At 40.6% G+C, this 25,373-nt stretch carries 18 protein-coding genes and 1 pseudogene; 3 read left to right on the forward strand and 16 right to left on the reverse strand.

Annotated elements, in window-relative coordinates:
* Positions 1-2: 2 nt before the first annotated feature.
* From AC1D7X_RS17665 to AC1D7X_RS17675, 3 genes and pseudogenes are all read right to left on the reverse strand, one after another.
* Positions 3-761, reverse strand: a complete 759-nt coding sequence (locus AC1D7X_RS17665) for an ABC transporter ATP-binding protein (protein ID WP_495475789.1) — start codon at positions 759-761, stop codon at positions 3-5.
* Between the two features lie 115 nt (positions 762-876).
* Complete coding sequence (locus AC1D7X_RS17670) at positions 877-2,334, reverse strand: HAMP domain-containing sensor histidine kinase (RefSeq protein ID WP_495475790.1); 1,458 nt, start codon at positions 2,332-2,334, stop codon at positions 877-879.
* Between the two features lie 14 nt (positions 2,335-2,348).
* Positions 2,349-3,065: pseudogene (locus AC1D7X_RS17675) on the reverse strand (response regulator transcription factor).
* Between the two features lie 200 nt (positions 3,066-3,265).
* Here AC1D7X_RS17675 and AC1D7X_RS17680 point away from each other — a divergent pair.
* A complete protein-coding gene (locus AC1D7X_RS17680; protein ID WP_495457541.1) occupies positions 3,266-3,844 on the forward strand; it encodes an LURP-one-related family protein in 579 nt (192 codons plus the stop codon).
* 471 nt (positions 3,845-4,315) lie between these two features.
* Here AC1D7X_RS17680 and AC1D7X_RS17685 read toward each other — a convergent pair whose 3' ends face one another.
* From AC1D7X_RS17685 to AC1D7X_RS17700, 4 genes are all read right to left on the reverse strand, one after another.
* Positions 4,316-4,750, reverse strand: coding sequence for a MarR family winged helix-turn-helix transcriptional regulator (locus AC1D7X_RS17685; RefSeq protein ID WP_495475791.1), 435 nt, complete (start codon positions 4,748-4,750; stop codon positions 4,316-4,318).
* A gap of 86 nt (positions 4,751-4,836) precedes the next feature.
* Positions 4,837-5,874, reverse strand: coding sequence for an NADH:flavin oxidoreductase/NADH oxidase (locus AC1D7X_RS17690; RefSeq protein WP_495457539.1), 1,038 nt, complete (start codon positions 5,872-5,874; stop codon positions 4,837-4,839).
* A 591-nt stretch (positions 5,875-6,465) separates the two neighbouring features.
* Positions 6,466-6,642: a hypothetical protein gene (locus AC1D7X_RS17695; protein ID WP_495457537.1), complete on the reverse strand. Its 177-nt coding sequence runs from the start codon at positions 6,640-6,642 to the stop codon at positions 6,466-6,468.
* Positions 6,643-7,279: 637 nt separating this feature from the next.
* Positions 7,280-8,212 (reverse strand): helix-turn-helix domain-containing protein, encoded by a 933-nt coding sequence (locus tag AC1D7X_RS17700; RefSeq protein ID WP_495475801.1) that lies wholly within the window; start codon positions 8,210-8,212, stop codon positions 7,280-7,282.
* Positions 8,213-8,363: 151 nt separating this feature from the next.
* On the opposite strand from AC1D7X_RS17700, the gene AC1D7X_RS17705 reads away from it, so the two are divergent.
* Positions 8,364-9,413, forward strand: a complete 1,050-nt coding sequence (locus AC1D7X_RS17705; RefSeq protein ID WP_495457535.1) for a glycoside hydrolase family 88/105 protein — start codon at positions 8,364-8,366, stop codon at positions 9,411-9,413.
* A 57-nt stretch (positions 9,414-9,470) separates the two neighbouring features.
* Here the strand turns inward: AC1D7X_RS17705 and AC1D7X_RS17710 are convergent, their stop codons facing one another.
* The 6 genes from AC1D7X_RS17710 to AC1D7X_RS17735 all read right to left on the reverse strand — a co-directional run bounded on the left by AC1D7X_RS17710 (position 9,471) and on the right by AC1D7X_RS17735 (position 20,687).
* A complete protein-coding gene (locus tag AC1D7X_RS17710) occupies positions 9,471-11,198 on the reverse strand; it encodes a DUF8769 domain-containing protein (RefSeq protein ID WP_495475792.1) in 1,728 nt (575 codons plus the stop codon).
* A gap of 26 nt (positions 11,199-11,224) precedes the next feature.
* Complete coding sequence (locus AC1D7X_RS17715; protein ID WP_495475793.1) at positions 11,225-14,530, reverse strand: sugar-binding protein; 3,306 nt, start codon at positions 14,528-14,530, stop codon at positions 11,225-11,227.
* A gap of 85 nt (positions 14,531-14,615) precedes the next feature.
* Positions 14,616-16,220: an extracellular solute-binding protein gene (locus AC1D7X_RS17720; protein ID WP_495475794.1), complete on the reverse strand. Its 1,605-nt coding sequence runs from the start codon at positions 16,218-16,220 to the stop codon at positions 14,616-14,618.
* A gap of 63 nt (positions 16,221-16,283) precedes the next feature.
* Positions 16,284-17,174: a carbohydrate ABC transporter permease gene (locus AC1D7X_RS17725; protein ID WP_495457531.1), complete on the reverse strand. Its 891-nt coding sequence runs from the start codon at positions 17,172-17,174 to the stop codon at positions 16,284-16,286.
* A gap of 3 nt (positions 17,175-17,177) precedes the next feature.
* Entirely contained in the window at positions 17,178-18,098 is a 921-nt protein-coding gene (locus AC1D7X_RS17730; protein ID WP_495457530.1) for an ABC transporter permease, read from the reverse strand.
* Positions 18,099-18,359: 261 nt separating this feature from the next.
* A complete protein-coding gene (locus AC1D7X_RS17735; protein WP_495457529.1) occupies positions 18,360-20,687 on the reverse strand; it encodes a cache domain-containing protein in 2,328 nt (775 codons plus the stop codon).
* Between the two features lie 517 nt (positions 20,688-21,204).
* Here AC1D7X_RS17735 and AC1D7X_RS17740 point away from each other — a divergent pair.
* A complete protein-coding gene (locus AC1D7X_RS17740; RefSeq protein ID WP_495457528.1) occupies positions 21,205-21,621 on the forward strand; it encodes a DUF3888 domain-containing protein in 417 nt (138 codons plus the stop codon).
* 130 nt (positions 21,622-21,751) lie between these two features.
* On the opposite strand, the gene AC1D7X_RS17745 is transcribed toward AC1D7X_RS17740, so the two are convergent.
* The 3 genes from AC1D7X_RS17745 to AC1D7X_RS17755 form a co-directional block, all read right to left on the reverse strand.
* Positions 21,752-22,303, reverse strand: a complete 552-nt coding sequence (locus AC1D7X_RS17745) for a hypothetical protein (RefSeq protein ID WP_495457527.1) — start codon at positions 22,301-22,303, stop codon at positions 21,752-21,754.
* 469 nt (positions 22,304-22,772) lie between these two features.
* Positions 22,773-24,056: an IS110 family RNA-guided transposase gene (locus AC1D7X_RS17750; protein ID WP_495475795.1), complete on the reverse strand. Its 1,284-nt coding sequence runs from the start codon at positions 24,054-24,056 to the stop codon at positions 22,773-22,775.
* 798 nt (positions 24,057-24,854) lie between these two features.
* Entirely contained in the window at positions 24,855-25,109 is a 255-nt protein-coding gene (locus AC1D7X_RS17755; RefSeq protein WP_495475796.1) for a hypothetical protein, read from the reverse strand.
* Positions 25,110-25,373 lie beyond the last annotated feature (264 nt).

Consider the following 25,373-nt stretch of genomic DNA (forward strand, 5'->3'; position numbering starts at 1 on the left):
GCCTATTCCCTCCCCGACACGTACGAGAAGATGATACTTTCTCTCTCATGAACGGAATCATCATCATATTTGTCGAACTCGAGAACACCGCCTATTTTGCCATCACGGATCAAGATCAATCGATCTGCTCTACAAGCAGCCTTAATATCATGAGTAACCATCACGACAGACTGACCTGTACGATTCATTTTTGTGAGTATATCCAGTACGACAACACCCTGGTCAACATTCAAGCTTCCCGTCGGCTCATCCGCAAATAGCACATCTGGCGAGTTAATAAGCGCTCTGGCTATGGCTGCTCTTTGCTGCTGTCCACCTGAAGTCTGTGAAGGCAGACGATTACGCAGGTTCTCAATATCCATATCTTTCATAAGGGAGTCTACCTGGCGTTTCACTTCTGTCTTGAGGAATCCTGCCACATAACCCGGCAAAGCAATATTCTCAAACATCGTAAGATCAGGCACCAAGTTAATGCTCTGGTATATATACCCGATCTTCTTCGCTCTAAAATCTGCCAATTCGCGTTCGTTATATTTATGAATAGGTTGATCCTGAACCAGAACCTCTCCTGCAGTAACGCTATCTAGACCACTTAGTAGATAGAGTAGTGAAGACTTTCCTGAACCCGAGTTCCCCATGATGACAGTGAAATCGCCTGCGTAGATGTCTATATCTACATTACGTATGGCATGATATTGTTCTCGTCCAGTTGAATACGTCTTACATAGATTGGATCCCTTAATAATCACTTGCTTCGCCATATATAAGCCCTCTCCTTATTACCGTATAAAACTCATTGTAAGGGGCTGATCTTGTGAGAACCTTATCAAGTTATTAATAAAGTATTACATCCACAACGTAGCCATTTCACCTTCCTCAGCCTAAAGGGATTGTACAAGTAAAGACCGTACCTTGACCCTTTATACTTCTGAAAGAGATCTCACCTTTATGTGCTTCAATAATATGTTTACAAATCGAGAGTCCGAGTCCAGTTCCTTCATTCTTATGTATAGCTGCATGTGAACTCACTTGTCCTTGGAAATAGCGTTCAAATATAAAGGGCATATCTTGAGGCAGAATTCCTTCTCCAGTATCGGATAGGGTGAGGACTAACTGTTCTTGTACAAGTTCGATATGAATACTAATCGTATCTCCTGGTGATGTATGTTTCAACGCATTGCCAATAAGATTCGAAATGACTTGTTCCAACCGATTGGCATCTACATGAACTAACACATTAGGAATGTCCGCTAGGTCCGGTTCGATAAATACAATGCCCGTCGTTCGAACATAATGACCGATAGGTTGTAAAATTGGGAGAAGGACATCTCGACTGTATTGTTCCTTAAGTACAACTGAAATTTGTCCTAACTCTCTCAGCGCATGAGTTAATAGATCCTCGATGAGTCTAGTCATTCGATCTGCATTCATCTGCATGACTTCCATATATTCTAGGACAGAAGGCATATCTGTGCATACGCCGGCGCGAATAGCTTCAATGTAGGCTTTTAAAGTTGTTAGAGGTGTTTTGATATCATGTGAAATGTTTGAGATTAGTTCTTTCTGTGCTGTATCAAGTTCTGCTCTTTGGATATGTAGAGACATGATCTCTATTCTCATGTGATCGAACATGGCATACACTTCACCAATTTCGTCCATTCTAGCGTATGTGGCTTGTAATTCGTAATTCCCTTTGAGGATTGCCTCGGAAAAGTCCTTTAGTTGATAGATAGGTTGGATCATGTGGTCCTTTATTTTACGACGAAGAATACACAGCAGAATGAGTAGCAGGATAGCAGAAAAAATGGTCATAACGAATGGATACCACGACGTAGAAAGTGATTGCTGGTTCATAAGCTCACTTTCGGGCACCGTAAAAATTGCATTACCCACTTGTACTTGTGACGCTTCGTCAATCACGGGAAAAGCTATGTCGAATGTATCTTTATCTACTCTTGAAGTATATAAATCATAATGCAGTGCCGTCTTCACGTCGATATGTTGAATCGATGGATCTTGAGGAGCAGTCAACACTACCTCTCCGTCTAATAGGACATAAATAAAACTCATATTACGCTCATCGCTCATCTTACGCAGCGTCTCTTGTATGGAGAGGTTCTGGTTCTTGTTGATATCTCCATGGTGTTGTTCTAGATATAGCATGATATCGCTCACTTGAATACGCACTTGGTTAATCACATATTTAGGATCAGATGCTTGCCCACTTCCACTCCCATCTGAATTCACCCATATAAATGTCACGCTTCCCACCATCGACAACACACAAATAAGTGCAGCTACATACCATCTGTTTATCCAATCATGTAAATACATACCATCCTCCCACCTTAGATATCATCCACGGTCAATTTATACCCCACACCCCAGACTGTACGAATATAGATTGGATGGGATGGATCGACTTCCACTTTCTCTCTTAATCTGCGAATATACACGGTAATCGTGTTCTCATCTCCAATTGAGGTGTACCCCCAAACAGCGTCTAGCAACTGACTTTTGGTGAACACTTGATTGGTATGTGTGGCTAAGAAATACAAGAGTTCAAATTCTTTGGCAGATAACGAAATCTCCCTATTGTCGATGGTTAATATGTATGCTTTCTTATCGATTTTGAGATTTCCTATATAAATGACTTCACTGTCTAATTGCGTTAATTGCGTACTCTTACTTACCATTCCTTCCACTCTTCGTAAATGTGCGTTGATCCTTGCTACCAATTCACTTAAGGAGAACGGTTTGGTCATATAATCATCTGCTCCAAAGCCAAGGCCAAGCACTTTATCTGTATCGCTTCCACGAGCACTTAGAATAAGGATTGGTGTTGTACTTCTATCTCGAATGTGACGACATAGGTCTATACCATCCACATCAGGCAGCGTAAGATCTAGAATAATAAAATCCGGGTGCCATGTATCTACTAACTTCAGTCCCTCAGCACCATTCTTAGCCACATCCACTTACCCGTGTACGCTTATATAATCTCGTAATATACGCGCAATATCTTGCTCATCTTCAATAATGAGGATCTTACTTGGTAGATTCATCGCTTGGCTCCCCCTTATATTCTTCAATATCGCAACTTTTCTATTTCTATACCCCTCTTATTCTACTAGATTCTGGGATATAGTTCTAATAGTACATGAATGACCGAAGTGTCTGTTAGGTTAATTACTAAATCTATGATTCCCCTTTCTCAAATATATGAGATAATAGGAAAAGCTTGAATATAAAGGAGAATGTAAACATGAATGAACGTTTTAAACACACCCAATACTTAGTTCGCAAGAAAGTAATTAAAGTGTTAGGTGATGCCTTTCATATCTATGACCCTCAAGGTGGGTTAGCATTCTATGTGAAGCAAAAGGCATTTAAGTTAAAAGAAGATATACGAATATACAGTTCTGAGGACATGCGTGAGGAAGTTCTAGTTATTAAAGCACGTTCGAGGATTGACTTCTCTGCTACATATGATGTATTTGACTCCTATACCAACGAATTAATAGGTAGCTTTAGACGGAAAGGAATGAAATCCATCCTGAAAGATGAATGGGTGATTCTTGACAATCAAGAGCGAGAGATCGGACTCATAACAGAAGATAGTATGTTATTAGCTGTAATCCGTAGAGTATTGTCAAATCTTATACCGCAGACCTACGAAGGAACCATTGGGCAGAATAACGTCTTTACTTTTAAGCAAAGATTTAATCCCTTCGTTCAAAAAATCGAGTTGGACTTCTCCATGGATCACAACCTTCTGCTAGATCGCAGGCTCGGTATTGCCGCCAGTGTTTTACTTAGTGCAGTCGAAGGTAGACAAGATTAATGATTCAATATAGGATCCGATCTTAACCCGCATGTTTGACTTAAATAGATGTAAAAAAGCAGCCATATCGGCTGCTTCATCCTTCTATTCTGCTTCCCGCAATCTTTCGACAATTGATGCTCTGGAGAGCATTCTATAAGCAAGAATCGTTACGATATAAGCGATCACCATTGCTGGCAGTGCGATTGCTGAGCACTACGGTGTGCCTGTTCTTTTCGTGATTGCCGGACTAATTCCATTACTCTGTGCTGGAGTAGCCTTTCTACTCCCCGGACTCAAAGCGCTAGATGGCGACTATGCTGTCCTTGAATCCACTCAACGACCATCCGTTTCAACTTAATCTTCTAACCATAAATTCATGATGTGATAAACCCCGCATCCCCAATAACACTATTGTTATCTCGAGTGATAACAGATAAAAATAACCTGCCACTTAAAGTACAGTTGACAGGTTATCAAGGTTAGAACACCTTAATTTTGTTTCAAGTGAAGCAGTTGTTGCAGTAATTGTTCTACTTCTTTCTCAGGAAAAGCCTCTATTAACATTTCTTTAAATGTTTCTTGTGCTCTTTCGATCTTTTCTTGTCCTAGGGGTGTTAAAGAAGTATAGATACTTCTGCGATCATCATCACAAGCATGTCTTTTTAAAGCGCCACATCCCTTTGCTTCAAATCGACTAACAAGTCTTGAAACAGCGCTCTGACTTAGACCCACCATAGATTCCAGTTGCTGCAGTTTCAACTTCTGCTCTGACGCTTCAGACAAGAATAACAATAAATAAAACTCTTTTAAAGATAACTGGTGTTTCTCTTGCAATTTCGCTTCCAATCTATTGGCTACGTTTATTTGTATATGCGTTAATGTCAACCAGCTGGTAATAAGGTCATTGTTAGGGATATTCTTCATCTCACAATTCCTCTCTCGGGCGTAAAACAAATAATGAATCCATTTTTCCTTATCACATTATAACTTGCAGATTTACTCAACATCATTTATTTCTTAATTCTAGGAAATCCTTGTTCATACTGTTTCGGAAGTTCAATCTCTTTGTGAAGTTGAGCCGCTGCTTCTAACGTCCAGTAAGGATTTCTTAACATTCCTCTACCTACCGCAACAAGATCAGCATCTTCATTCCCAATGACAGCATTAGCATAGACCGGTTCGTCCAATCTTCCAACAGCAATCACCGGAACATTGAGGTTCTCTTTGATTGCTCTTGCTAACGGTACTTGATACCCTGCATGCGTTCCTGGTCTCCCAGCAGCTGCAATAGGTCCTTCGCCACCAGCGCTGACATGGAATATATCGACTCCTGCTTCTTTATAAGCTTCACTGAACACTAGACTCTCCGTTATTCCATATCCTCCATCTACATATTCTTGAGCTGAAATACGCAAGATTAGAGGCATGCCTTCTGGCATTTCACTTTTGGCTGCACGAATGACTTCTTTACCGAATAGCGTTAAATCTTGACCATATTCATCCGTTCTATGGTTCGTTAGTGGCGATTGGAATTGATGGATAAGGTAACCATGTGCTCCATGAAGCTCGATGACATCTACTCCCGCTTGTACAGCCCGCACTACACCTTTACGGTATTTCTCAACCATATCTTTTACTTCTTCATTTGTTAGTGCTCTTGGTGTCTTAGACTCAGCGTTAAAAGGAATTGCCGATGGAGCTACAGGAACGGGTGCATCTTCAGCTTTGCGTCCTGCGTGAGCAATTTGGATCCCCACTTTAGCGCCATAAGAATGGCACGCCTCAACAATTCTAGCCAAGGCTGGAATATGTTCATCGGACCAGATCCCAAGATCGTAATCGGTAATTCGACCATCTGGTTCAACATCTGTCATTTCTATAATAATAAGTCCAGCTCCACCAACCGCTCTACTCACATAATGCATATAATGCCAGTCCGTAGCTATTCCATCCTTGTTACTCACGGAATATTGACACATCGGAGGCATCACCACACGATTTTTTAATTTCAAGTCCTTTATTTCATAGGGTGTAAATAGATCCTTCATATTTTTGTCTCCTCTTTATAATGTATTTATGTTCACTATGCTCATATTTGAGCCTATTTAAGCAACCACTTATAAATGCATGCCCATGCATATAATATAACGAATATCGAAATGAGTGTCAATGTTTGATACGAACCATTAAGGACGTCGCTTTTTGCATCCATACTTGGAATCACCGTTTGCTATCTACATTTCTGTGGACGACAGGCAATATGAATATTGCACTACTTGATTACGATTCACTAGCTAGCTATCGCCGCATTATTAGCAATGAGCTTGCACCACACAGATCGATTGTAACCACAGCAACAATTCTCTTCCACCTATCATTATTATGTAACGGATTGCCTTTTTGACCAACTTTTATTTGCTATCTCTATGATGTTCTATGTATTTATTCCCTTTGCGTTTCCATCACATATCCACTGTAAGTAAGAATATATCTAGCCCACTTTACGAGTGACATGTTTATTGTTATTTCGTGAATTATCGACAAATATCTCGCCATAGAAGCTCTAGCGATTAGCTAGAGCAACTATAGTTCTGTACTAGAATTTAATTAAAAAGAACTGAATTGTGTCGACAAAAATATCAGATCGTTTTTTCCCAACCTTTTGCTTCTACATTTTTTTTCTTCTTAAAAATCTTTTCTAGTACACTTTCTTCCTTCTTATCTTTAAGAATCTGTTTAACTCCGCATATGAGAAGCACTGATCTCATCTCGTTTTCATGGCTCATATTTTGAAATACTTTGAAATCATTATCCATGTTTAACCATCTCCATTGGTATATGATACTACAAAATAGAGAATATTGTCAATTGCTGTCGAATTAAAAGTTATACTGTCGTTGTTTGATGCATTGTTACTATACTATCACGAATAACTCCATCATTTCCACTGAAAGAACTTACACTCAACTTGGATTGAGTTATAGAATCGAGAATCGTCCTGAAACATCAACCAAGCTTAGACATCGTCGATTTACCCTTGCAGTTAGGTGTAGCGGTTCATTACTGTGTTATCTAACGACTCAGAACTAAGTAATTCATCAGGCCTTATTCCGCAACAATATGCCCTTCTTCGATAACGATGATCTAGTCAACGTTTCGATGAAGTGCTTCTTGTTCATATTTCCTTGAACAGTTTATACATTAAAATACTGATTCAACAGCATAGCTAGTTCGTGACAAAAATTTTCTCAAAGGTTACCGTACGATAGTAAGAAATGTCCTTCCCACAGCGGCTTTTCCTATGATACGTTTAAATCTACATATTATGTTGTTCAATACCTGGTGAAGATTATTTTACCAGGAAATTATCTCGTTAATGATCTACTAAGTGCGTACAGGTCATAATGGCAGGAGTATTTCCTATTAAGAACTATCATATTGCCTTAATCAACTTCATAAGAGGAATGAGTGACTTAAGGGGGTATATATGGAACGATATTCACTTGGGGTCATGCCGAATAACCGTTTAAAAGTATGGCAAAAGTGGGAGATATCTTGAACCCCAACATTCCCAGCTACTGCAGTTATGGGCATACTTGTTCCTTGTAATAGATCTTTCGCCTTAGCCATCCGAATCTTGACCAGAAATTCATTCATGGTAACTCCTGTGTTCATTTTAAATATCCGAAATAACGTAGAACGTGACACATAGAAATGTTCACACAATAGATCTGCATTAAGAGATTCATGATAATGCTCCATCATATAACTGAGAATCCCCTCGACTATATGTTTCTGTGTATCATTCACACTCCGATTCATTTCCGATGATGTCGTGTGATATCGACCCAACTGTGCAAATAATTGCAGAAGCAGACTTTTGACAACCAAAGGATAACAAGACTGTTTATGTTTTAATTCCCATTCTAATTGGGTTAGTATTTCCTGCACACGTAATAACTGTTGGCTATTAAGCTGAATATGTATTGAATCACTGTCTGGATCAGGTAGCCATTGCCCAATGCTCAATAAGCATGATCGGTCTTCACCATACAATTGTTCGATATAACTTTTCTCTACGGCTAGGATAAACCGATGAAAAGGAACATTGTTATGGGGTTGTGATACATGTAACGCTTTTGGCTTAACCACCGTAAACGTCCCCACCCCTAACGTATGTATCCGTTCACCAACAATAAATTGTCCCTTGCCTTGTATGCATAAATAGAGCTCATATCCACTATGGCAATGAAAAGTTGGTTGCTCTAAACGAGTTGTTCGATACGAACAATGTGCTGGAAAATCCATCAGTGTTGCATTCGTTAATTCATCGACAACAGCACGTTGATGGTCTAGCCAATTCTTTTCCATGCTCCGCAATTCCATCTTCACGAATAGATCACCCTTCCACAATTCTGAATAATTAAGAATTAAGAATTAAGACAATACCCCAAATGAATAGGACGATCGACCAAGATTCTTCTCATCTCATATTGTATATTAATTGTATATTTCACATGTCTTGGAGGGATATCAAATGGCAAACGCGATTTCTCACGATGTTATACAACATACTGCAGACCAGGTCTATCATTATATGATAATGGATCATACTGGGAATTGGGGAATGGATATTCAGCACTGGGACTGGGTTCCCGGCGTTGGTGTCATCGCAATCCTATCATATTTTGAGAATACACATCATAAGGACGTTCTCGATGATCTCATCAAATGGGCTCACACAAATATACCAACAAAGGAACAAGCAAGTGTTATCAATGCTATGGCACCCTTTGCTATCTTTCCCGCACTCTATGAATACACACATGATAACCTTTTTCTAGAGGAATCCCTTCGTGTTGGACAATGGATGCTTACAGAAGCCCCGCGAACACGTGAAGGTGCCTTCGAGCATACCGTCACCGAAAATGTTAGTTTTCCAGAACAAGTATGGGCCGATACGATCTTTATGGCTGTACTCTTCTTAGCTCGTCTTGCTCGTGTTACTGGCGATCGTTCATACGCTATCGAAGCAGTTAAACAGTTAGAGATTCACTTAAAATTACTTGAAGACCCAGACACAGGTGTCATGTTTCATGGATGGAATTGTATAGCCCAAGACCATATGTCTGCGGCTCGATGGACTCGTGCGAATGCTTGGATCGCGGTGGGAACACCCATGATTATACAAGAGTTAGAAGGGATCGCGACGCTATCAGAAGAAGCTATGGCACGCTATCGTAATATGATGCAAGGACTCATAGACTTTCAGCAAGGCGATGGTCTGTGGTCTACGGTCTTGGATCGTCCTGATTTCTATTCAGAAACTTCGGGTAGTGCTGGAATTGCCTGCGGTATTCTAAAAGCTATTCGTCTAGGTATTCTAGATATCTCTTATCAGGATTCAGCCCATAGGGCACTGAAAGCCATTGTTTACAAGGTCCTCCCAAACGGAGAGGTCTCCGGCGTATCGGGAGGCACACCCGTCATGCCTTCGATCGAGGCCTATAATGAAATCCCTTGCCATCCTACACTGTATGGTCAGGGACTGGTTCTCATGTTATTGTCTGAGAAGCTGGATGAATAACTACCTCATAGGTGACAGAGAGCCTCCATGTTAACACCATGGAGGCTTTCATTATATCTAGACTGGATGGATATCATTTGGCTGTAATGATACGGAAATTTCGTATGGAAGGCGATTCAGATGGCTTGTTATGACTTGTGCTGTTACATGATTCACTTCCTCAACTACCCGTACTTCTGGTAGATTCTCTACCGTCTCTCCAATAGCCAATGAGAAGAGAAAGGCAGCTCTATTCAGCTTATGGAAGTCAATTGTTCTCCGCTCACCAGTATATATAACCAGATCCAATCCAACACTTTCTTCCTTTATATTCACTTCCCACCCTCGTTGCTGTTCGCTATCCAAGCCCATATCGAAAGCAGCATATACGTTATCCACATGCAAAGGTATTCCATCTATCTCTACTTCTGCTTTCGTCTTTTTCGTTGTCACGCTGACTCCATCAAGACAACCACCGAATTCCAAACGAATTCGAAGATCTGTTGCTTCTATACTGCCATCAATACGATCCAGACCAGGATGCGTATCCCCACCATTCGTAAGAAATCTTACCCCGAGTAGGAGATGACCCGCTTCTTCCGTAACGCTAAGTACCGCTGAGCAATAATCATACCCCTCATGCAAACATCGCATCTGCAAGTACGTAGTTGAAGCATTATTCTCGAAATAAGCGACCAACCCTCGTGTCTGATTCCACATAATTTCATCTTTAAACATCCCGATTGTATATCGAGGCGTCATCGTAGTCTTCGCCCATTTGACGAATCCCGTATCCTCATTGCGATAGTAGGGTTGCTCAAGAACACTAGTATCCGCATTCATGAATAGATCCAAGTAAGCTTCTGGGCATTGACACCCGCTACCATACCATTCTGCATCATATTCGAGTTCGGACTTAGAAAAGAAAGATAACCTGTTATCCGTAGTTATTTGTAAGAACGATTTTATTTTATTCGTTAGTAGCGTACTATAACTGCGACTATGTGGGCCAGCCCATTGCTGAGTACTTGGATGATAATGTTCTGCTACCATGCGCCAACCTATTTCTAGCAACTCTGAGACTATTTCCTTTGCCCTTGGGTTGGTAGCGTACGTATGGATCTTGGACAACTCAACAATGGCAATAACGGTATAATGTGGACTGTTAAATTCCTGAAAAGTCCTTAACCCTTCCGTATATTGCTTCAACTTTTCCAGTCTCTGCAATGCATAATCCACATAGTCCTGTCTACCATACAATTCGCCAGCGCTCAATGTCACAAATGCCCCCATAATCGAAATATTCGTATAATGAGGTCCCATATCGCGGATCATGATCGCATCACAAGCACAACATATCCCTTGGCGAATCTGCTCTTTTAACTCTTCCGGTAGCCGATGACCATGAAGTAGTGCCGCAAGCACAAGTTCCTTCCCGCAAAAGTCAGCCCAATTCCAATCCGGAGGAGCCATCTGCGTTAAGGGCTCCTCATAGAACCATGGCCATATACCGTAAGTATCTCGCTCTGAATCACGGGCTTGCAAAGTAAGAACGCGTTGAATGATTTTACAAGCTCTCTCAACATATTCATGATCGCCCGTATTTAACAAACCAACAGCATATTGTAACGAAGGATGTGTAGGATGAACAAAAGGAGAGCTATCGAATGTTAGTGTCGTATGATATCCTGGCGTGTGTAATGGTCGTAGTAACATGTTCACAAGTGGGTCGTAGTCCTTTTCCTGTGACATGACCTTCTCCAATAACAGCTCTTTGTGATCGAAAGATTGTCTTTGCAGGCTCATCCTTAACTCCCTCACCTTCTAGATTTTCAATCCGGATCTTCGAAGTTCGCTAGCTGTAATTGAATGGGCTTGAATAAAGAGGACTGCTTACTTGAACCAATACCACTGCCCCACTCTACATAACCTTTACGACCATTACCATCATTCTCATTGATGACTATGGATAGACTAAGGATTCCATCGCTCGGAACGATCGGTGTTAATTGATCCCATGGGAGGGCTAACTGGTATATCGTATCCTTTGTCACCTCATCTCTGGTAACTTGCAAGTTAGGATTGGGGATGGATCCCGGCTCAATTCCCTGTGGTGCCATCCATCGATAGAGTTCCGGCCCTAGGGGGGTTAAGGCCATGCCATACTCATACCATTGTAAATTCTCGCCCGGCATCCCCGCAGATATGGCAAACTGGATGCTATCCCCTGACCAGATTTCTCCGCCTTGCTTCGTCTGTGAATAGACATCGTCATGGACTCGTGCAGTCATATACAGATTATCTTGATCATAAGTAGTCCATAACGTACCACTGAAATCCTCAGAACCTTGGTGGGAACCAATTCTTGAATTTACATCTGTAAGAAGATTAATCCCCACTAAATCTTCTACATCATCCATGGAATAGACCGAACGATATACTAATGGAACTCTTGCCTCGGCTGGAACAACCTTAACATTGCCTTCACTTTGTAATATCGCCCCATCTTCCATATACAACTTAAATTGATACGCTTGTAGCGTGCCATTAGTCAATCCTACCAATGGGAAGTCGACTGTTTGAACGGTATTCCCTGGAATAACGACATCATAAACTTCTGATCCCACAGATGAACCAATACTCCAATCCATCTTCGTTAATCGACGTTCTGTTGGTCTTTCATTTACAATGGTTACTTCCATCATGTCAGCACTATTCTTCACCACATGTTTTGACAAAAGTAGTTCTGCTTGATGGATCTCTACGGTCTCGAGTAATCCTGCAAACTCTCCCATCTTAGAACGTAGTGACGCTGACCCCATTTGTGTTCCAATCCGATCTATACCTGGGAACTCAACAGAATAATCTCCAGGGGCATTCACAGAAATTTCTCGTGTTATCCCATTGAAGTTAATCTTGGCCTTGAAAGGTCCCACTTGCCCCAGATCACTAACTTGTAACGTAAGTGCTATCGGATCGTTAGTATACGCAGGTTCACTATGAAGAGAGATTGGACTCCCTTGAACAATACTGTCTACAGTCCCTTGAACAAAAAGAGGTTCTCCTGTCAAGGTAAGGTATACTTTCCCTTGCACTGATTTATATGTGGTTTTCCGTCCCATCATATCTGTTACTATAACTGGATTATGCGTGTTCAAAGTTACATCTTTCTTGTCCATGGACCATAATACGTGAATATTTTTAGTATTCTTCTCGAACTTATAATGATAAAGGCCATCCGTTATATCCTGGCTTACCACATTCGCATTCGTTAACTGTCTTGTAAGTGTAGAAAGAGCAACATACGAAGGTTTAGGTGTATAAGAACCTAAAGCGTCACCCGTATTATGGATGATTCCGAAATTATGCTCATTGTTAAGTTTATCCGTTCCTGTGTCCATCAAGTTATACCAGAAGATCTTCTCGACACCCGCTGCCATACTGAGAACATAAGTACGAATTAAATATGCAGCCTGCGTATTCTCATCCACACCTGTTGGGTTCATATGCGTTGGCCATCCAACCTCCGAGAACCATAGTGGGATTGTCTCCCCGTCATTGTGATTGCGCACAAGCTGATTCAGACTATCTATTTCTTCTAATAATCCCTCGGGGGTTTGCGGATAGCGGTAAGGATGAACGGATAAGGTATCCATATAATCAAGTCCACCGAGCTCAAACACATCTTCAAGCCATTCTTGTGGAATTCCTGCCGTAGCTCCTCCAACAACATTCAGATCAGGACGAACTAATTTGGAAGTTTCATAGCCTTTCTTTAATAAATTGAAGTAGACATCTGCTCTAGAGTCTGCGGGACCATTACCACCGAAAAAGGGTAGATTGAACTCATTCCATATTTCGACCGACTTCAACTGGTTACCGAACTTCTCAAGCATGGACTTCACATAATTCGCGTATGCCGTATGAGCTTCTTCTGTATACGGTGTCTTCCCTCCATCATAATGTTTATTGCTAAACGCGAGAACGAGGAAAGGGTCAATGTTGAATTCTTTAAAAGATTGCATCGGGAGGGTGAACTTCGGATTATACGAGTATTGTCCTTTATTAACCTCAATTTCCGACCAATAGAAGGATTCTCGCACATTTTTAGTGCCCGCATATTTAAGAAGTGGAATCATTTCTTTATTCCAATTGATACCATAATGTGTTTGAATCCCAAACGGAGATTCCGTTACAGTAGATAGATCGAACTCAGGAAGTATAGCAAAAGTCGTTTCTGTCGTCTTTACAATGACCCCCAATTGAAATGCTTCAACCTTCAATTTATAGTATCCTTCTTCAGGCATCCTTAGTTTAAGCTGATATTTTCCCTTCTTGACTAGAGCAGTTCCAGAAGATACCGGCTCTCCCCACGCATTAAGGGTACTCCATTTAATCGTATTACCCGTGGTTAGAATGTTAAAGGATGCTGGTTGGTGATTACCTGCAAATACATTTCCAACCTGCACCTGTGCAATGGCTAGATCCGGTGTTTCGACCTTCACCTGAATATTATCTAACCAAATCGAACCCTTCGTTACACCTGACTTCATTGAAGCTTTGGTCAGTTTGAAATGAATTTTTTTAAGCGGACCATGCCATACACCGTCGTCACTCCCGCCCCACTTCGTATAATTTAGTCCCGATGTAAAAGAGTTCACGGTTACTTTCTGCCAATCTGTTGTTGGATTCAGGCTAATCGTCTGCTGATGGTTCTGATTCGTGTTATCCACCAAGATGATATCAAACTTTGCCATATCCGATGTCTTTACCCAAAAACTAAGTTCGAGGGCATTCGTAGGTAAAATACGTTTAAATAAGTACTTCTCTAATGAAACATAACTATTGGTATAGGTAGAATTGCTACTGAAATCTAGTTGAAGTTTGCCAGCAGATCTCCCTGTTTTATACATGGTTGAATCTCTACTGAATTCACCGTTTCCAAGAGCTCCCCCACTTCCGATTAAGAAATCCCAAGCCTCATCAGCACTTTCGAAATCAGCGATCGTTAGTTCGGGAGTATTATCGCTTGCATACGTTGTTGCTTCTGGTGATTTAACTAAGAATGTAACTATGGATACGGAAAATAGGAGAATAAATACAATACACCCGGCTAGTATATATCTTAATCTGAACATGTACTATCACTCCTTTGACGGATTCTATTGATTATGATCATTAGAATCCGTACTCTCACTTATGAACCAGCGCTACTTGGATTTCTTATTTCAAGAATTCCTTATTCTTTTCGTACCATTCTTGCGCTAGCTTCTCGACATTCTCACCACCAAGGCGTTTCCATTCTTTGCGAACCTGCTCCATTCCCTCTTCAGGACTTAATGCTTTACCACCCGTCACTACCTTTACTTCGATTTGTGTTGCAATAGGGGCAAAGGTTGCAATTAATTGGCTAACTTCGGGTAAATCTGGGCTGAATGCGATGTCTCTACGGTATTCATTCTTAAGAGCTACTTCTAACGCTTTGGCTTTTGCTTGAGCAATTTCTTGGGAAAGCGGATCTTGTGCAGCCATGACTGGGATCCATTCTGCCTTAGTATTCCATTGACTAAGAATAGCATATTCGTTCGCATAGGCTACTTCCTGACGATATTTATCTGAATCAAGCCTTTGCGGAACTTCACCATTTACCAGCGTGTAATGGACATCCTCTTCACCGAATTTCATACTCATCCAACCCTTTTCTAACATCCAATCTAGGAATTTGACAGCTGTTTCGACGCGCTCCTTATCCATGTTACTATTGAATGCGACCAGAACATTGGAGGGTAATTCTTGATAGAGACCATTTTTTCCATACTTACTTGCTACAGATTCTAGTGGAGCTAACTTGGCATCCGGAACGTTTGTCTTTAGATCACGAATTTCATTATCCATACTCCAATTCGCGAAATAGATCCCTGCCTTACCTGTCGTCCATAGTTGACTAGCACGTTGGAAATTACTATCTGTTATATACTCTTTATCGATTAAGCCTTGGTCGAATAATGATTTCTGAAAAGCAAGTGAATCGGTAAACCGATCTAACGTTCTTGCATACTTCATTTGTCCATCTTCTAAATACCACTGGTTCTCATTAGTGAAGAAGAACGCACGCATAATTTGAACTGCATTTCCGTTAAAAACGATAGGTACCGTGTCATCTTGACCGTTACCATCTGGATCTTCTTCTTTGAACTTTTTAGCCACTTCAATCAGTTCTTCCACTGTTGTTGGTGCTTTTAATTGTAGCTTGTCGAGCCAATCCTGACGAATCCACATGCCATTATTGGCAATGGACTCAATACTCCGTTCACTTGTAACCGCATACATTTTTCCGTTAATAGTCATCGCTGATTTTAATTGAGGATGTTCTTCTAAATATTTCTTCAATGTTGTGCTGTACTGTTCGATATACCCGTCAATAGGTTGGATAGCTCCTTGATTTGCTAATTGAGCGATATAATTCCGATCGTATTCCCAGATCAAATCGGGTGCACTTCCGGAAGCGATGAGTGTACTTAACTTCTGCTGAGCCTGCCCACGATCAACGGGAATCCAGTTGACTGTAGCAGGTGAATTCTCATTGATCCATTTCGTCCAACGGTTATCCTCGTAGCTTCCTTCCTCTGTAGGCACACTTCCACGATCAAAGGCGGAAATACTGATTTCTTTCTTTGGTTCTGTTGGATTAGAATCGGTGTTTGTTGTAGCTGGAGTCGTTGGTTCTGATGGTTTCTCCGACGCACCATTATTACTGCAAGCTACCAACATGATCATGCACAAACTCGCCGCTACAACTGACTTCCACATACGCTTCGAAATTCTCATGTTTCATCCCCTTTTCTAATCATAGTACCTACATCTATATCAAGAACTTATCGTTCGATGATATTATCCTTTAACGGAACCAAGTAGCACACCTTTGACGAAATGCTTCTGCAAGAACGGATACACAATGAGAATGGGAGTAACCGCAATTACGATCGCAGCTGCTTTAATTCCTTCTGGGGTTAGCATCACTTGATCGACGCCTTCACTACCATTATTCAAAAGACTTTGATTTACTTGGAGAATCATCTGATAGAGTTTCAGTGTTAATGTCTGTTGGGTACTCTTCGTAATATATAGCAACACGTTGAAGTAAGAATTCCACCAGCTCACGGCATAGAACAAGGACAACGCAGCCATAATCGGTTTGCATAAAGGAAGTATAATTTGAACAAGGATTCGCCAGTCACCAGCACCATCAATTGCCGCTGATTCCTCAATTTCTTCGGGTAATCCTTCCATAAATGATTTCATGACGAACATATTATAGGTACTGACGAGTGCCGGTAACCATAATGACCAATACGTATCCATAAGTCCCAATGACTTCACAAGTATGAAGTTCGGAATGACTCCAGTAGTAAATATCATTGTAAAAATGATAAACATCAACAGTAGATTCCGTCCTTTTAGTCTCTTTCTGGATAATGGATACGCGGCTAATGTCGTTAACACCATATTCAGTAGCGTCCCTACAAGGGTGACTAAGATCGTATTGCCCATGGCAACGAAAAGTTGACCGTCATCGAATAATCGAAAGTACGCTTCTGTATTAAATTCAACGGGCCACAGCGAGACCTCACCTGCCGTTATGGCCCTACTACTACTCAATGAAGACACAATGACATACCACAACGGATATAGTGCAGCGAGTGAAAAAGCACCCAGTATAACGTAATTAGCCGACGATCCTAATCGAGACCAGAGCGATAGATTGTCTTTTCGAATGATCATGGGTTACCAGAGTCCCCTTTCCCCGAACACTCGGGTTAACCTATTAACACCTACAACCAGAATCAGGCTAACTAGTGATTGGAATAATCCTAATGCTGTCGTATAACTGTAGTTCATATTTTGTAGACCAACGCGATAGACGTATGTACTAATCACATCGGCTACATCCAACACAGACTGATTCTGTAAGATTAATGTTTGCTCAAGTCCTACATCTAACATATTACCCATCCGTAGAACTAGCAGTATTGCCACCGTACTTCGAATCCCCGGAAGTGTGATATGCCAGATCTGACGTAGCTTACTCGCGCCATCAATCTTTGCCGCTTCGTAGAGCTGTGGGTCAATGGAAGACATCGCTGCTAAATAGAGAATTGTACCCCATCCCGCTTCTCTCCATATACCCGATAATGTATACGCAACAGGCCACCATCTAGAATCGGCCATAAAATATATAGGTTCAATCCCAAATACATTCTCGAGGATCGCATTTACGACACCTGTACTCGGAGAAAGAATAGCAATGAAGATTCCTCCTAAGACGACCCATGATATAAAGTGAGGTAAATACAACAGATTCTGTACAGTCCTCTTATACCATTCTTTTCGAACTTCATTCAGTAAGAGCGCTAAAATAATGGGTACTGGAAAACCAAAGACAAGACTGTATAGGTTCAGTACCAATGTATTACGAAGAACTCGCCAGAAATCAATACTTCCGAACAAACTCTCGAAATGTTTATATCCGACCCATTTGCTTCCGAATATTCCATCCCCTAAGCGATAGTCTTTAAATGCGATCATCTCGCCAAGCATCGGAGCATATTTGAATACGATATAAAACACAATTACAGGTAACAACATCAGATACAAATGTCTGTCTCGTATGAATCGACTACGAAGAGTGGAACGTTTATCTTTCATTTCTGGTTCATCCTTTCTGTGGGGGCAAACCGATCGTAACCTGTGATCACATATTTAGAAATAGACACGTTCTGAACAGGATGACTATTCTTGCAAAATGTACATTCACGATTCTTATACAGGGTTCATTTTCTTGTGATATGTAGTAAATATCCCTATAATGACACGGTTTATTAGTCTTCTATCCTAAGAAAAACAAAAACATGTATAGGTTAATCCTCCACATGAAAGAAGATTATTTCCGATACATGTCTTCACATTTCAATCGTTATTTGGGCTTGATTCATTCGTATTTCTCATCTGTGCCCGTGTCCGATATTCTAATGGAGTCATTCCAGTGTATTTCTTAAAAGTTCGAAGAAAGCTGCGTGTGTTCTGATAACCCACTGCTTCAGAAATCTCGTTCACTTTCATATCTTTTCCCTCCAAATACTTCTGAGAAGCATTCATACGTATTCCAATCAAATAATCAATGAAATTACTTTCCGTATATTCCTTAAACTGTTTACTAATATAGGTTGCGCTTAAATGGAACTCTTGTGCTAACCTGTCCAAGGAAAGATCATTTTCATGAAAATGATCTCCTATATAGATCAGAATTCGTTCAATGGTATCGTTACTTCCCCTGTGATTCCGTTTGACTTTGATCTTGGCCGCTATTTCCTCAAGAAACTGGAATACGATCCTTTCCATCTCTTTCAAGTTCCCGCTCCGATTAATTAACTCATACATACTTTCAAGTTGGCTCATGGATTCTTTCAGATCAATCCCGGTCGAACCAACGGACTGCACCGACTTGATGATCAGATCGAAGGATAGCTGACGTATCAGATCAGGAGGGAGATTTCTATCGATTGCCTCACGAAAAGTCTCTTGTACATATGCCTTCAACTTCACGGAATCGGTCAGTCTCAGTGCATCCGTTATTCGATCTGCCATACGAATGAGTCGATAATAGTCTTGACTATCCAGGGGTTGCAAGTCTTCTATGGAGATGACGGAGTGGTGACCGAATACCATTTTGTAATGAAGTGCCTTTTGCGATTCATCGTACGACTTAGGGATATCCTTCATTTCACTATAACTTCGACCTACTCCAACCGTCACATCTAGATCGAATTGTTTCTTCATCATATCGATGATCAGTTCCATAATCGCAAGCGCTCGCAAGTGATTCTGTTCCGTGTCACCTTCTGCAAAACTTAAGATCACGGCTGCACGCCCGCCTCCCACATCTATTGCAATGCCTGCATTTTCCTCGTTAATCATTTCCTCTGCTACATTACAGAATGCATAGGTGTATAGTGTTTCATCCTGGGCTCTTAAGTCTATTCCTTCTTTATTAATCTCCGCCGTACAGACAAGAAAACGATCTGGAAATAAATGCACACCTACGAATTCTAAGTGGTGAAGAATTGCTAAATAATCCGTTCGATAGCCTACGAGCATATCCATCATAATCCGCCACTTTAGCGCTGGCTTCGAATCCCTAACGTGTTGCTGAAGATGTTCTCGATCCAGTAATAACTGATCAAACACCCTCTCTAAATAGGGTAACCCCACATCCCTACGTTCTTCTGTTGGATCGAATGTATAGGCCCCTGACATCTTGCCAACTAATTGATGAAGTGGTTTGAATGTCCAACGACTCACGTAAAAGAGGACGACCAACGCCAATAGGATCATTCCTACAGCTAACGCGGTCAGCAGATTACGCGTCACCCGAATCGGCTCGTAGATTTGAGACTCCGGCACAATACTGATTAGTTTCCAACCCGTATATCCAGAATCACGGTAAAATACCGATTGGCGGTCTCCATTAAGCTCACTTATAAAGATCCCACTTCCTTGTTTGGTGAGCACACTTTTGATATGAGGAAGTTCTTTAATATTACGATAGATCTGAGTCTTATCATCATGTGTCACGATATTTCCATCTCGATCGATAATAAACATATGACCTATTTCACTATCTTCATAAACAGCATTAACCATATCGTAGATAACCTGTTCATTTATGTTGACCGCTACCATTCCCTTGCGATACCCTGGACTACTGATCGTTGGGTACGATCGCACTAAAGTAATGACATCTTGGTTCCCATTTCCATCCCAGATCGGATGTGTCGTTAACCATTTGAAATATTCAGGCATGTCCAAATAATCATCGATCCAGTTATTAACTAGAGGTACTTCCTTCATATAGGCCTTGTCCGTTACAATCTGATCACTTACTTCAGAATATACATAGATCGATGAGAATTGTGGATTCGTATTAATGAAATTTCGCATCTTTGTGTTTAGTCCATATAAATTACTATATCTTTGTCCATCATCCATATAACTGTCGTACATGAAATATACGAACTCAAGCTCATTCATTAGGGTTAGTAGATCCTTCTCCGTCTGACGAAAAGCCACTTCAATTTTTTGATCCACTTGCTTCAATAAAGCTAGGTTCGTATCATTTAAATCATTTCCTAACTTCCCTACCGTTCCCGTATAAGATAACCCGAAGGTCAGCGAGATGATCACTAACAATACCGTCCCATAGATTAACATCACTTTCGTTGATAGGCTAAACTTCATGAATGATATACCTCCGAATGAGACTTTTTGCCGAATAAGAAAGCTCGTTCTTATTTAAATGATATGCTTGTAATCCTCTTTCATTCATCTGAGGAGGGTGATCCTTTGTGGGATTGAAATTAGAGGACAAGCCAATGCTTTCGATGTAGCTTTCCTTTGGAAAGCATGTAGGCGAACGCTTCGCTTCTTCAAGACAATTCCGTCTCCTTCGCTACCCCATTCATATTCCAACATCATTGCAAATATAAGATTTGGGGCGATTCTGCTGAATACCAAAAAGAACCGATATACGCGGATATTAATCGGACTATTTTGCTAACCTGATGACAAGGGATGCAGAGAATATACGTTAATTCGGTATCTGCATGAAAAAACCAGATTCCCTTTACTATAGAAGGGAATCTGGTTCGTAAGCACAGATCTTTAACTAACGTGTTTCGTTAATAAGCACATACCTTATTCAGAAAAGGTAACAATACATTTAATTAGATAAAGTCGTAAAGAGGTGTATTGAAAAATGAAAAAGATTCCCATCACTTTTATCCTATCCCTTGTTCTTATTACTTGTTTTCAAACAACAACCTTTTCATCTGATAAACCAACTCAAGACTCTGAAGAACTTCGGTTACAGGATATGCTTATGAACTTGCTTTCACCTTATATTGAACAAGATTTGCATAACTATTATTATCCGAAGATTTTTAGTGATTTCTCACCTGCTGTCGCTCCATGGAAAATTGAAGTGATTGAAACAAGAAGAGTAAATGGCTTCCGTGGTTTTATATTGGAAATTATATTTGAAATCGAACCTACCGATGGTGGACACTGGGTCCCAATAGGGAAGGACCGAATGACCTATGAGATTTCATCTAAATCTAGAGTTAAATTGATTAATCATACTCACTTAGCTACATATAAATATCCTCCAGAATAATTACAAAATGCCTTTTTGTTTGTTAGCTATGATGTTTTTTAATGTCATTTCTAAAGGGATAAAACCCTCCGAATAGACAAGCTTGCATGAGATAATCAAATCATACCGAGGGAGTTCAATTGACTAGGCATTAATGAACGTATTTTATTCTCCTGTCGTCAAATGTCTTTTCGTCTGCTGTTCCATATCCATACCCCTCTCTGATAATTTGGTTAACGGGAACCAATGGGGTAAGGACAATTTTTCTTTTACCACCCTCTAATACGGTAACTATAAAGAAGTAATTTACTCCGTTTATGTGATATTTGTCCTCACTAAATACTTCATAGTAAACAGCCGCATAAAAAATATGAGGCTCGACAAAAGTCTCGATATAACGAGTAGGTATATAAATTTTTCCGTATTCGTAGGGTATTTGCTTAGAAGCGACAATTTGGGCTTTATAGATATTGAGTAACCCAACCTTCTGGTGTTTATTTTGCTTGTTGTTAAAAAAGTTAATAAGCTTGTCACGTTGACCCTTAACCCATAAATCAGGTATGTCAGACCATTTTTTTTCGTTTATTGAGTTTATATAAATTGTAATTAAGTTTTCATCTAATCCATTTCTTGCGAATGCTAAATTTACCGTTACCATGTTCAGCCATAGTAAAAGTAATAACGTAATTTTTAGTTTTTGCACTTAGGTATCACCCCACATTTTCTCAGGGATTAGTATGCCCATGAATTCTAACAATGTGTACCAGGTGCTTTTCACTATTCTGCCCGTCCCTCGGTTTTAAGGGTTTATCTCATATATACTCACTCATTCGCAGGATTTCGTCGCCTTGGAATACAGTTGCTGTTCGGAGAGTAAGCTCATTAGACACCGTTGTACTAATCTTGGGTATGCGGGAACAGAAGAAACGTATGAAGCAATTCTCCAAGTGTTTTTCTTCTGCACGCATACTCCACAATTTCCTTGGGGGTTCACCATCCCACGACTCTACGGGTCTATGCCCTTACATTCCTTCGTTACACCTGACCAAGGCGTGGAGACCGATAACGTTTAGCTGACGGGTCTGAGCCCTTATCGGGCAGGAACTCGGTCCTCCGTGCTTTCTTTGTAAAATCCTGCGAATGAGTCAATATACGTGATCGTTTAATCAGTTTTAAGCAGCTTGATTGCAGGTAGGGTCAGCCTTTTCAGGAGAAAAAGCTTCTCCCCTATGAACAATGCCGATGATGATTCGTGCTAGTTTTCCAAGCAGTTTAAATACCGATTGTTGCTTTTTCATTTGTTTGACCTGGACATTATTCTCATGCAGCTGTCGGAACATAGGATGATTTCCAACGAGTTGGAGCGTGGCCAGATACAGATATTTTCGCAGCGTAGCATCGCCCCGTTTAGAAAGCATGATCTGTCCCTTGCGTTTCCCCGAAGTGCTTTCGGCCAGGTTTAAACCTGCCTTACGCAATAATTGACGTCCATGGGCATACTGTCTAAGATCACCAGCACCTGATAGAATGGCTGCAATACAGATCGTGCCTAGGCCAATCGATCGAAGCTGATCAGCCATAGGAATTTCGCTGAACAACTCTTGTATATCCTTTTCAATTCTCTCTAGTATCTCAACCATCCGTTCGAACTCTTGTAATAGCCATTGTAAATCCTGCTTCGCTTCATTTAGGGCAGTCGTGTCGCCTATACTACTCTTAGCGTGAGCGATGAGCTGCGCAGCCTTCTGCATGCCAGTCGCGCCACCGGCTCGCTTCATATGCTCTCTCCATCCTGTGATCACCTCTGTTACGGATAGTGACTTTAGATCCTGCGGAGAAGGGAATTCTTTAAGAGTAGCTAAGGAACGTTTGCAGGCCCAGTCTTTAAAAACCGAGAAATACTCGGGGAACCGAATATCTAACCAGCGAATGATTCGGTTCTGCAGCCGTACACTATTCGTCACCCAATATTCCCGGTCACTCATAATCGTTCGCAACTTCTGAAAGACGATTGCTTGTCGCGAGTATTCATAGTAGTAGCCTCGGCTGATCACGTCAGCAATGACAAGCGCATCCTTCGGATCATTTTTGGAGGGAGAATTATCGCGGTTTTCCTTGTTTCGTTTGGTGGTGGCCGGATTCACCATAACAACGCTCTTGCCCTTGTCGGCAAGCCAATTGGCCAGATTATACCCGTAGTGTCCGGTCGGCTCCATGCCGATTATGAGATCCTTTAAGTGGTGTTTCTGCCCAATTCCCTCGATCCATCGTTCTAATTTTTCAAATCCTTCAATTGTATTTGAGAATGAAAGATGTCGCTTACTAAGTACGATGCCGCGAAAATTAGTTGCTTGTGCTACATGGGTTTCCTTCGCGATATCTATACCTACAACAAAGTGAGATGTGGAAATTCGTTCAATGCGTTGATTTTGTCCGTCTGATTGTTTAAACTTCATATTTAGAGCGCCTCCTTGATGGTGTTGGGTTATTAACCCGTCGACAAACCCATCATACCGAGGCGCTCCTTTTTTGACAAAGGCCAAATCTTAGGCCTTACAGGAATGTTTAGCTTAATAAAAAAGATGAACAGTTTCGTCAGGATGCGATAGAACCAAAAACTCTATGGTATGCTACTGTTAAAAAATAGAGAGCCAACATTGAAATTTCAATCCCCATATATTCTGTCATCTAAAAAGGTGGACTTGTAAAAAACATCAATAAATTCTTATCGTCCTTCCCCATTATGTTATAGAGGACTACGAGGAGAGAAAAGAAAGTTAACCAAAATTTAAGAGTCTTTAACATGGATTTCCATTCCTCTTTTTGTTTATAGACGTTAATGGAACAGTTAAGTTACGAAATAGTATTAAGAATATCAATTAACTCTGATACTTTCATTATGAATAGAATAGAGAGTATAAAATAACGCTAGCTTATGTTGTGTATTAGCGTCCGGATGCGTCGTTAAGCTATTTAAAAAAATTATTCATTTTCTAATGAACTTTTCTTTTTCTTTGTTTAGAAATTTAATTCCTAAGTCTATTGCATGAAATATCGCCTTCCCAACAAGGCATTCATTATAAATCTGTTTCTGTTTAATGAGATTCGGATCGTTTTCACGCTTACTAGGTAAAGTATCCACTTTAATCCATTCCAATTGAATTATTCCCATTTTTATTCCTTCCTCCGGTATTACTAACGGGAAACGAAACAATGGAGTGGTTTTCAACTGATGCACTTCAAAACAAATTTTTTCATGCTTTAATAAATTTGCTGCGTACCTTAAACCATTTAGGTATTCCGTCATTATCATTATCTTTTATAACATGGTAATTTGGATTAAAATGCATTTCATCAGCACTGAAAATTAAATCTAACAAAGATTTCAAAGCCATAAAGACCTTGTCATTATCATCGCTATAGTGTACATCGTTCAAGTGTTGGTATGCTGCGTCAATTGAACGGTGATATAACTCTAATCTTTTAACCTTTTTTTCATTTATATTCATGAAGAATCCACTCCCTTTATGTCTTTTTTCGACATCGAAAGATGGAATCCTTCAATTTTGCTAAGTCGCATGATCGTCCAGATGCGACAGAAAAAGACCAACAATTAGTATGTTGGCCGACTCCAGTAAATCCTTATTCAACTATCGGTAGCAATAGGTAAGCCTTTGATGCGATCTCCAGCTTTTCCCCTGCTCCACACGGAGCGTGCTAGTTTCCCAGCACTCCGCGTTCCCTCTAACAGAATGTACTAGATCATAAGTTCC

This window comes from Paenibacillus sp. Y568 (genome assembly GCF_059445545.1).

Excerpts from the sequence above, each read along its gene's own strand:
- AC1D7X_RS17700 (WP_495475801.1), bottom strand. The coding sequence starts at position 8,212 with ATGGAATTGCGGAGCATGGAAAAGAATTGGCTAGACCATCAACGTGCT.
- AC1D7X_RS17690 (WP_495457539.1), bottom strand. The coding sequence starts at position 5,874 with ATGAAGGATCTATTTACACCCTATGAAATAAAGGACTTGAAATTAAAA.
- AC1D7X_RS17680 (WP_495457541.1), top strand. The coding sequence starts at position 3,266 with ATGAATGAACGTTTTAAACACACCCAATACTTAGTTCGCAAGAAAGTA.
- AC1D7X_RS17750 (WP_495475795.1), bottom strand. The coding sequence starts at position 24,056 with ATGAAGTTTAAACAATCAGACGGACAAAATCAACGCATTGAACGAATT.
- AC1D7X_RS17665 (WP_495475789.1), bottom strand. The coding sequence starts at position 761 with ATGGCGAAGCAAGTGATTATTAAGGGATCCAATCTATGTAAGACGTAT.
- AC1D7X_RS17685 (WP_495475791.1), bottom strand. The coding sequence starts at position 4,750 with ATGAAGAATATCCCTAACAATGACCTTATTACCAGCTGGTTGACATTA.
- AC1D7X_RS17705 (WP_495457535.1), top strand. The coding sequence starts at position 8,364 with ATGGCAAACGCGATTTCTCACGATGTTATACAACATACTGCAGACCAG.
- AC1D7X_RS17710 (WP_495475792.1), bottom strand. The coding sequence starts at position 11,198 with ATGAGCCTGCAAAGACAATCTTTCGATCACAAAGAGCTGTTATTGGAG.
- AC1D7X_RS17695 (WP_495457537.1), bottom strand. The coding sequence starts at position 6,642 with ATGGATAATGATTTCAAAGTATTTCAAAATATGAGCCATGAAAACGAG.
- AC1D7X_RS17670 (WP_495475790.1), bottom strand. The coding sequence starts at position 2,334 with ATGTATTTACATGATTGGATAAACAGATGGTATGTAGCTGCACTTATT.
- AC1D7X_RS17725 (WP_495457531.1), bottom strand. The coding sequence starts at position 17,174 with ATGATCATTCGAAAAGACAATCTATCGCTCTGGTCTCGATTAGGATCG.
- AC1D7X_RS17735 (WP_495457529.1), bottom strand. The coding sequence starts at position 20,687 with ATGAAGTTTAGCCTATCAACGAAAGTGATGTTAATCTATGGGACGGTA.
- AC1D7X_RS17715 (WP_495475793.1), bottom strand. The coding sequence starts at position 14,530 with ATGTTCAGATTAAGATATATACTAGCCGGGTGTATTGTATTTATTCTC.
- AC1D7X_RS17730 (WP_495457530.1), bottom strand. The coding sequence starts at position 18,098 with ATGAAAGATAAACGTTCCACTCTTCGTAGTCGATTCATACGAGACAGA.
- AC1D7X_RS17740 (WP_495457528.1), top strand. The coding sequence starts at position 21,205 with ATGAAAAAGATTCCCATCACTTTTATCCTATCCCTTGTTCTTATTACT.
- AC1D7X_RS17755 (WP_495475796.1), bottom strand. The coding sequence starts at position 25,109 with ATGAATATAAATGAAAAAAAGGTTAAAAGATTAGAGTTATATCACCGT.
- AC1D7X_RS17720 (WP_495475794.1), bottom strand. The coding sequence starts at position 16,220 with ATGAGAATTTCGAAGCGTATGTGGAAGTCAGTTGTAGCGGCGAGTTTG.